Raw genomic sequence first — 8,051 nt, forward strand, 5'->3', positions numbered from 1 at the left:
GGGGTGACGAGCCCGGGCCGCGCGGTCATGCGGGCACCGCCGCGAGCGGCCGCCCGGGGCGTGCTGCGGTGGCGGCGGGGGCGGCGCCCCCGCCAGGTACTCTCGGCCTCAGCGCTTCCCGCCGAGTTCGGCGGCGATCGCCGCCTCGATGTCGTCGGCCGAGAGGTCCTCGAGGCCCGCGCCATCGCCGCTCGGCTCCTCGTTGACGTCCATCACGCCGAAGATGTTCTCGTCGGTCGCGATCAGGTCCAGCACCTCCTCCTCGGCCGGCTCGGGCTCCGGGGCGCGCTGGAGCGACTTGATGAGGTCGGCCTGGAGGCTGTCGAGGTCCACCGTGGCCTCGGCGATCTCGCGGAGCGCGACGACCGGGTTCTTGTCGTTGTCGCGGTCCAGCGTCAGTTCCTCGCCGCGGCTGATGTTGCGCGCGCGCTGCGCGGCGTGCAGCACCAGTTCGAAGCGGTTCGGCACCTTGAGGACGCAATCCTCGACCGTGACGCGTGCCATGGCGGCTCCAATGCAGATGGCGGGGTGCGGCCAGGCCTCGGGCACGGCTGCGCCCGGGCCACCACCACCCGCTCTCGGTGAACCTTCCATGTAGCCAGCGCGGGCGGGCCGCGCAAGGTTCAGCCTATGGGCCGAACCTCCTGACCCGCCAGGCCGGCGAGCAGGCGGGCAGCGGGAGCACCCGTCGCGGGATGGCGCCAGCCCGGCGCCACATCGAGCAGCGGCGCCAGCACGAAGGCGCGCTGGTGCAGCCTGGGGTGCGGCAGCACCGGGTCGGGAGCCTGCCGCAGCAGGCCGTCGAGGTCGAGAAGGTCGAGGTCCAGCGTCCGCGGCGCGTTCGGGAAGGGCCGCACCCGGCCGAACCGCGCCTCGATGCCCTGCAGATAGCCGAGGATGACGGCAGGGTCCGGCGTCGGACCCGGAGCCGTCTCTAGCCGTGCGACGCCGTTGACGTAGTCTGGGACCCCGGGGGCGGCCGGCACCGGCGCTGTTGCATACCAGCGGGACAAGGCGCGCAGCCGCAGACCCGGGAGCCGGTCCAGCGCCGCGGCCGCGCGGCGGCAGGTCTCGAGCGCCGGCGCGCCATCGGGGCCCGGCAGGTTCGCACCCAGCGCGACCAGGATCACGAAACCGCGCCTCCGGCCGCGCAAAGGTGACGGCCTGTCCACACGGACCTATGTTCCCCGAGATTCGAGCGAAAGATCCCGACGTGCATTTCGATCCCCAGGAGAGGCTCGGCATCTTCATCGACGGGGCGCATCTCTACGCAGCGTCGCGGAACCTCGGCTTCGACGTGGACTACAAGGGTCTGCTCGGCGTCTTCCGCCGGCAGGCCAGGCTGGTCCGTGCCGCCTACTACACCGCGCTGCTCGACAGCGACGAGTACTCCCCCCTGCGGCCGCTGGTCGACTGGCTCGGCTACAACGGCTACGCGGTGGTGACCAAGCCGGCGCGAGAGTTCACCGATGCGTCCGGCCGGCGCCGGGTGCGCGGCAATATCGAGGTCGAGATGACCGTCGACGTCCTGACGCTGGCGCCGCGGCTCGATCACGCGGTCATCTTCGCCGGCGACGGCGACCTGCGCCGCATGGTCGAGGCGGCGCAGCAGCTGGGGCTCCGCGTCTCCGTCGTCTCCACGATCCGCACCCAGCCCGGGATGATCGCCGACGAGCTGCGCCGCCAGGCGGACCAGTTCATCGAGCTCGGCGACCTCGCCCCGGACATCACCCGGCGTTCGGCCGAGCCGCGGCCGCGGACCCTGCCGCTCCGCCCGTCGGAGCGCGGGCGCCCGACACCGGCCGAACCCTTCCGGGAGCCCGTGGACCTGCCGGAGTAGTCGCGGCTCGGCTATGCGGCGGGCATGACGCCCGAGCCCGAGTCCCCCGCGCGCGACTGCCCGCTCTGCCCGCGCCTCGTCGAATACCGCCTGGCGAACCGCGCCAAATGGCCCGAGTGGCACAATGCGCCGGTCCCCTGCTGGGGGCCGCGCGACGCGCCGCTGCTCGTCCTGGGCCTCGCGCCGGGTGTGAAGGGGGCGAACCGCACCGGGCGGCCCTTCACGGGCGATCATGCCGGCAAGCTGCTCTACGCCACGCTGCTGAAGTTCGGCCTCGCGCACGGCGAATACCGCGAGGATCCGCGCGACGGGATGGCGCTGACAGGCGTGCGGATCGTCAACGCGGTGCGCTGCGTCCCGCCCGAGAACCTGCCGACGCCGGCCGAGGTCGGCACCTGCAACCGCTTCCTCAAGGCGGAGATCGCGGGGATGCCGCGGCTGCGCGCGATCCTCGCGCTGGGCGGCGTGGCGCACAACGCGGCGGCCAAGGCGCATGGCATCCCCGCGGCACGCCTGCCCTTCGGCCATGGCCGGATGCACGCGTTGCCCGGCGGTGTCCTGCTTGTCGGAAGCTACCATGTCAGCCGCTACAACACGCAGACCGGCCGCCTGACCACCGAGATGTTCGAGGCGGTGGTCACCGACATCCTGCGCCGCATCGGCGGGTGATCGGTCGGGCGCGTCAGGGCGCGCCCAGGCTGCCATCCCGCAGCATGCGCATGCAGCCCCGCACCACCGGCGCGCAGGCGGCATCCGGAGAGACGCCCGCCTCGCGCGCGCTGGCATAGCCGATGCGGCGAACGCGATCGTCGACGATGTGGAAGGTGACCCGGCACTCGCCCGCGCCGGACACGTTCACACCGGCCTCGAAGCCAGGGATCGGGCTGGAGAAGCCGAAGGCCGGCAGGCTCCGGTCATAGGTCCAGAACACGCCGCCCGGCGATCTCGCCTCGCGATCCGCGATGCCGGCGCACAGCCGGAGATCATCGGCATGCAGCCCGACCAGCGCCGTGCGGGCCGAGGATGCGATGACGGCATCGCCCGCGCCGCAACTCGCCAGCGCCAGGCACAGGAGGGGCAGGAGCGACCGTTGCACGGCCGCATCCTATGGCAGCCCCGGACCGGTCAGACCAGCGGACGGCCCTCCAGCGCCGCCTCGACGGCGCGGACCAGGACCGGCGCCTCGGGCTCGGTGGAGGTCGGGAAGGCGCGGACCGCCCGACCATCGCGCGCAACCAGGTATTTGTGGAAGTTCCAGCGCGGCGGGCCGCCGGCCTGGGCGGCGAGCCAGGCATAGAGCGGATGCGCGTCCTGCCCGCGCACGCGCGTCAGCGCGGCCATCGGGAAGGTGATGCCGAACATGGTGTCGCAGAACTGGCGGATCTGCCGGTTGTCCGTGCTTTCCTGGTTGAAGTCGTTGGACGGCACGCCGATCACCGCGAAGCCGCGCGCGGCGAAGCGGTCATGCAGCCGCTGCAGCGCGGCGTATTGCGGCGTGAAGCCGCAGAAGCTCGCCGTGTTCACGACCATCAGCGCGCGGCCGCGGAACTCCGCCAACGGCAGCCGCCCGCCTTCGAGCGCGTCGAGGGTGAAGTCGAAGACGCTGCGCGGCTGCGCCGCGGCCGGGCCGGCCATCAGCGCGGCGCCCGCCGCCAACGCGACGCGACGGGGAAGATCAGCCATAGCGCTCCTCCATCCAGGGATCGCCGCGATTGTGGTAGCCGCGGACTTCCCAGAAGCCCGGCCGGTCCTCCCGCAGCAGTTCGACGCGCGTCACCCATTTCGGGCTCTTCCAGAAGTAGAGATGGGGCACGACGAGGCGCACCGGGCCGCCATGTTGCCGCTCCAGCGGCGAGCCGGCCCAGCTGTGCGCGAAGAGATTCTCATCGCGCGCGAAGTCGTCGAGCGCGAGGTTCGTCGTGTAGCCGTCATAGGAGGTGAGCGCGACGAAGCGCGCCTCCTCCTTCGGACGCGCCATCTCGAGCAGAGCGCGCACCGGCACCCCCCGCCAGGCATTGTCGTAGCGGCTCCACTGCGTCACGCAATGGATGTCGTTGACGCGTTCCTCCTGCGGCAGTGCCCGGAACTCGTCGAGCGTGAGCCGGACCGGGGCCATCACCAAGCCCTCGATCCGCAGGCGCCAGTTGGCGGGGGTGACGTCCGGCTGGACGCCGAGATCGAGCACCGGAAAGTCCTGCACCAGCCGCTGCCCGGGCGGCAGGCGATCGGTCCGCGGATCGGCAGTGGTACCGGTGAGCAGCCGGCCCTCGCGCGCCCAGCCCTGCTTCGCCTCCACCAGCTTGTCCTTGACCTTCCCGGTCAGGGGGACGTCCTCGTCCTGGGCCATGCGCTCTCCTCGGGCCGAAGATGCGTCCGGCCAGGCCTGATGCAAGGGTCGGCGCGGAGCCGACTAGCGCGCGCCGTTCATCATGTAGTGCGGCACGCTGACATCGAGGTGGCGCAGCATGTCGCGGTGCCAGGCGTGGAAATGCGGCTTGAGCCGGCGGATCATCTCGACCTTCCGCGGATCGGCCGCGCTGTCCTGGTGCTTCGCGACCCAGGCGCGGATCTCTCGGTAGAGCGCCTCGACGTCCATCGTGACGATCCGCCCGTCGCGCAGCACGACCTTGCCGTCCACCACGGCGTGCCGCGTGTGGCTGCCCTTGGCGCGCAGCAGGATCAGGTCGGGGACGGAGAGCCGCTCGCTGGTCCAGGGATCGCGCAGCATCTCGTCGGTGCCGAGCACCACCGCATCCGCGAGCATTCCCGGCGCCAGCGTGCCGAGTTGCCCGCCGAAGCCGAGCGTGCGCGCCGCGTTCACCGTGCCCATCGCCAGCACCTCGCCCGCCGTCAGCCGCGTCTCCGCGCCGAGGTCGAAGCCGGGCACGCGGGCGAGCATGGAGGCGAGGCGAAGCTCCATGAACGGATCGTCGTCGTCGTTGATCGACTTGTCGTCGATGCCCATGGCGACGTTGACGCCCGCGCGGATCATCGGGTGGATCGGTGAGATGCCGTTGCGGACATGCAGGTTGCACGACGCGTGGTGCGTGGTGCTCGCGCCGCGTTCGGCCAGCAGCGCGATGTCCGCCTCCGTCAGCCACACCGCATGGCCGAGCGTGACATTGGGACCGAGCAGGCCGAGCTCGTCGAGATAAGCCACCAGCGATTTGCCGAAGGCCTTGAGGCCATAGGCGCGCTGGTGCGGCGTCTGCAAAGTGTGGATGTGGATCGGGATTCCGCCCTTCTGCTGCGCGCTGTCGCGCACGCGGCCGAAAAAGCGCTCCGTCGTGCCATGCGCCCAGGAGGGGCCGTGGAAGATGCGCGACATGGGGCCGTCGAAATCGGCGTGCAGCGCCTCGAACTGCTCCATGTAGCCGTGCTCGATAGCGTTGGCGTCGTAGGAGACGAAGGGGCGCACGAAATCCGCGAGGTCGGGCGGCAAGGTCGCGGCGAAGGCCTGCTCGTCGACGCAGAACTTATTCCGGTTGCGCACGCCGGGGCTGTAGGCCAGGCGGATGCCGGCCTCGCGATAGGCCAGGATCGCCTTGCGCGCCTCGGCGGTCGCGTGCGGCCCCTCGTCGTTCCAGCCGGTGTGGTGGATCGTGGTGCAGCCGTAGCGCAGGTGCCGCACCGCCGAGAGCGCCGCGCAGAGCTCGTTCGGCAGATAGGCCATGGTGGACCATTCGAGGAAGGCGTTCTCCAGGTAGTCGTAGAGCACGCCCTTCTGGATCGGGCTGAGGCCCCGTCCGTGGCTGTGCGCATCGATCAGGCCCGGCATGACGATGTCGTCCGGCCCGCCGATCACCTCGGCGGCGGGGAAGCGGCGGATCAGCGCGGCGGCATCGCCCGTCTCGGCCACGCGCCCGTCCTCTATGCGCACCGCGCCGTCGCGCAGCACCGTGCCCTTCGCCGGGTCGGTCAGCACCCAGCCGCCACGCAGGATCAGCATGAAGAAGGCCCCCGGTCTCGCTCGACCAAGGGATGCTTGGGCGCGTCGGGCCGCGTCAACCCTTGTCGCGCATCAGCCGCGCCTTGTCGCGCTGCCAGTCCCGCGCGGCGATGGCGGCGCGCTTGTCGTGCTTCTTCTTGCCCTCGGCCAGCCCGAGCGTGACCTTCGCCACGCCGCGCTCGTTGAAGTGGATGTCCATCGGCACGAGCGTCGTGCCCTCGCGCGTGATGGACCCGATCAGCTCGCGCACCTGCTTCCTGTGCAGCAGCAGCTTGCGCGGCCGCCGCGGCTCGAAGCGCGCCACGTAGCTGCCGGCCTGCCATTCGGGGATGTAGCAGTTGAAGAGGAAGATCTCGCCGTCGCGCTCGCCGGCCCAGGCCTCGGTCAGCGTGGCGCGGCCGGCGCGGAGCGACTTCACCTCCGGTCCCACGAGCATCACCCCGGCCTCGATCGTCTCGCCGATCTTATAGTCGAAGCGCGCCTTGCGGTTCTGCGCGGCGATGCCGTGGCTGATCAGGCCCTTCTTGCGGGGTTCGGCCATGCGCGACCTAGTTCAGCAGGCCCGCGCCCGTCATCGCCTCGCGCACCCGGGCCTTCGTGCCCTCCGCGACCGGCGCCATGGGCAGGCGGCAGAGATCGGTGCTGCGGCCGAGCAGGCTCGCGGCGTACTTCACCGGACCGGGCGAGGTCTCGCAGAACATCGCGTCATGCACCGGCACGAGCCGGTCCTGGATGGCCATCGCCTCCTGCGGCTTCCCGGCCGCCCAGGCATCGTGCATCTGCCGGCAGAGCCGGGGCGCGATGTTGGCGGTGACGCTGATGCAGCCATGGCCGCCGGCGGCGAGATAGGACACCGCCGTGTGGTCCTCACCCGAGAGCTGGCAGAAATCGGTGCCGCAGGCGATGCGCGTGTGCAGCGGACGCGTCAGGTTCGCGGTCGCATCCTTCACGCCGACGATGTTCGGGTGCTTCGCGAGCCGCCCCATCGTCTCGACCGTCATGTCCACCACGCTGCGGCCGGGGATGTTGTAGATGATGACCGGCAGGTCCACCGCATCGGCGATCGCCATGTAGTGGCGATAGAGCCCCTCCTGCGTCGGCTTGTTGTAGTAGGGCGTGACCACCAGCGCCGCATCCGCGCCGGCCTGCTTCGCGTGGCGCGTCAGGTCGATCGCCTCGGCGGTCGAGTTGCTGCCGGTGCCGGCGATGACCGGAACCCGCCCCTTCGCCGCGGCGATGCAGGCCTCCACCACCTCGTGGTGTTCCTCATGGCTCAGCGTCGGGCTCTCGCCGGTGGTGCCCACCGGGATCAGGCCCTGGGTGCCTTCCGTGATCTGCCACTCGACGAAGTCCTTGAACGCCTTGAGGTCGAGGGCGCCATCGGCCTGCATCGGCGTGATCAAGGCCACCAGCGATCCCCGGAACATCGTTCTGTACCCCAAGCCGTGTCGGACCGCGGAACCTAGGCGCGCGGGCCCGGCGGGACAAGGCGGGCGCCCCCGGGGCAGGAGCCATCGGGCGGGCGCCCTCAGGGCGGGTTGGCGTTCGCCGTGCCCCACCAGCGGATCTCGACCCCGAGCGCCGCGCCCAGCCGCCGCGGCGCGTCCGGATCGGCGATGTCGAGGTCCAGGAAGGCGGCATCGGCGGCGAAGACCTGGCGCAGGGCCGCGTGATGCGCCTCGATCCAGGCCACGAGTTCGGCCTCGGTGCCGCGCCCCGCAGGCAGGCCGGGGATGTCCGCCTCGCGCAGCCGCTCGCCCATGTCCTGCCAGCGCAGCATGCTGGCTGCCGTCTCGGGCGCCGGGCGGGCATTCAGGATGAAGAGGCAGCGCGGGTGGAGCCGCCGGATCGCGAGCAGCAGCGCGATGTCGAGATTGGGCCAGTGGTTCAGCCCGGCCGAAGGGACGCAGATGTCCATCTGGGTCAGCGCATCGACGCCGGGGAAGAAGGCGAAGGGATCGCCGCGCTCGAACCAGCCGTCATGGACGAGCCGCCCGACCGGCTGCCCCTCGTGCAGCCACTGCGCGCAGACCAACCCCGCGGATTCGAGCGCCTTCGTCACGGTCGTCGTGCCGGCTTTCGGAAAGCCGACAACTATGGCACGCAAGCGCCGGCTCCCCCTTCAACCCGTCCGCACTGGCGCAACCAACACCGGATGACCTCCATGGGCAAGCTGCGCCTCCTTTTGCTTCTCCTCGCGCTCGCGACGCCCGCCGCCGCGCAGCCCTGGGCGAGTGACGCGGCGCGCAGCGCCGGCCGGCA

The 8,051-nt window shown here is 71.3% G+C and carries 11 protein-coding genes; 2 read left to right on the plus strand and 9 right to left on the minus strand.

Annotation, left to right across the window (positions count from 1 at the left end; all coding sequences use genetic code 11):
* Window positions 1–108: 108 nt before the first annotated feature.
* Window positions 109–504 carry a DNA-directed RNA polymerase subunit omega gene (gene rpoZ, locus L2I40_RS14260; protein WP_237215688.1) on the minus strand — a complete coding sequence of 132 codons (396 nt, stop codon included), beginning with the start codon at window positions 502–504 and terminating at the stop codon, window positions 109–111.
* 119 nt (window positions 505–623) lie between these two features.
* Window positions 624–1,130 (minus strand): 2-amino-4-hydroxy-6-hydroxymethyldihydropteridine diphosphokinase, encoded by a 507-nt coding sequence (gene folK, locus L2I40_RS14265; RefSeq protein WP_237215690.1) that lies wholly within the window; start codon window positions 1,128–1,130, stop codon window positions 624–626.
* A gap of 83 nt (window positions 1,131–1,213) precedes the next feature.
* On the opposite strand from folK, the gene L2I40_RS14270 reads away from it, so the two are divergent.
* On the plus strand, window positions 1,214–1,840 hold the full coding sequence (locus tag L2I40_RS14270; RefSeq protein WP_237215692.1) for a LabA-like NYN domain-containing protein: 627 nt from the start codon (window positions 1,214–1,216) through the stop codon (window positions 1,838–1,840).
* A gap of 24 nt (window positions 1,841–1,864) precedes the next feature.
* The gene (locus L2I40_RS14275) at window positions 1,865–2,509 is read left to right on the plus strand and encodes a uracil-DNA glycosylase (protein WP_237215694.1); all 645 of its coding nucleotides are present in this window, start codon (window positions 1,865–1,867) and stop codon (window positions 2,507–2,509) included.
* A 13-nt stretch (window positions 2,510–2,522) separates the two neighbouring features.
* On the opposite strand, the gene L2I40_RS14280 is transcribed toward L2I40_RS14275, so the two are convergent.
* The 7 genes from L2I40_RS14280 to L2I40_RS14310 form a co-directional block, all read right to left on the minus strand.
* The gene (locus tag L2I40_RS14280) at window positions 2,523–2,936 is read right to left on the minus strand and encodes a hypothetical protein (protein WP_237215696.1); all 414 of its coding nucleotides are present in this window, start codon (window positions 2,934–2,936) and stop codon (window positions 2,523–2,525) included.
* 29 nt (window positions 2,937–2,965) lie between these two features.
* Complete coding sequence (locus L2I40_RS14285) at window positions 2,966–3,523, minus strand: glutathione peroxidase (protein ID WP_237215698.1); 558 nt, start codon at window positions 3,521–3,523, stop codon at window positions 2,966–2,968.
* The gene (locus L2I40_RS14290; protein WP_237215700.1) at window positions 3,516–4,187 is read right to left on the minus strand and encodes a sulfite oxidase-like oxidoreductase; all 672 of its coding nucleotides are present in this window, start codon (window positions 4,185–4,187) and stop codon (window positions 3,516–3,518) included. Before L2I40_RS14290 ends, L2I40_RS14285 begins: the two co-directional genes overlap by 8 nt.
* A gap of 63 nt (window positions 4,188–4,250) precedes the next feature.
* Entirely contained in the window at window positions 4,251–5,789 is a 1,539-nt protein-coding gene (locus tag L2I40_RS14295; RefSeq protein WP_237215705.1) for an amidohydrolase family protein, read from the minus strand.
* A 55-nt stretch (window positions 5,790–5,844) separates the two neighbouring features.
* Window positions 5,845–6,330 carry an SsrA-binding protein SmpB gene (gene smpB / locus L2I40_RS14300; RefSeq protein WP_237215711.1) on the minus strand — a complete coding sequence of 162 codons (486 nt, stop codon included), beginning with the start codon at window positions 6,328–6,330 and terminating at the stop codon, window positions 5,845–5,847.
* A 7-nt stretch (window positions 6,331–6,337) separates the two neighbouring features.
* Complete coding sequence (gene dapA, locus L2I40_RS14305) at window positions 6,338–7,216, minus strand: 4-hydroxy-tetrahydrodipicolinate synthase (RefSeq protein ID WP_237215712.1); 879 nt, start codon at window positions 7,214–7,216, stop codon at window positions 6,338–6,340.
* Between the two features lie 101 nt (window positions 7,217–7,317).
* Window positions 7,318–7,896 carry a hypothetical protein gene (locus tag L2I40_RS14310; protein WP_237215714.1) on the minus strand — a complete coding sequence of 193 codons (579 nt, stop codon included), beginning with the start codon at window positions 7,894–7,896 and terminating at the stop codon, window positions 7,318–7,320.
* Window positions 7,897–8,051 lie beyond the last annotated feature (155 nt).

The sequence above is a fragment of the Falsiroseomonas oryziterrae genome (assembly GCF_021864505.1).
Classification (GTDB): Bacteria; Pseudomonadota; Alphaproteobacteria; order Acetobacterales; family Acetobacteraceae; genus Falsiroseomonas; species Falsiroseomonas oryziterrae.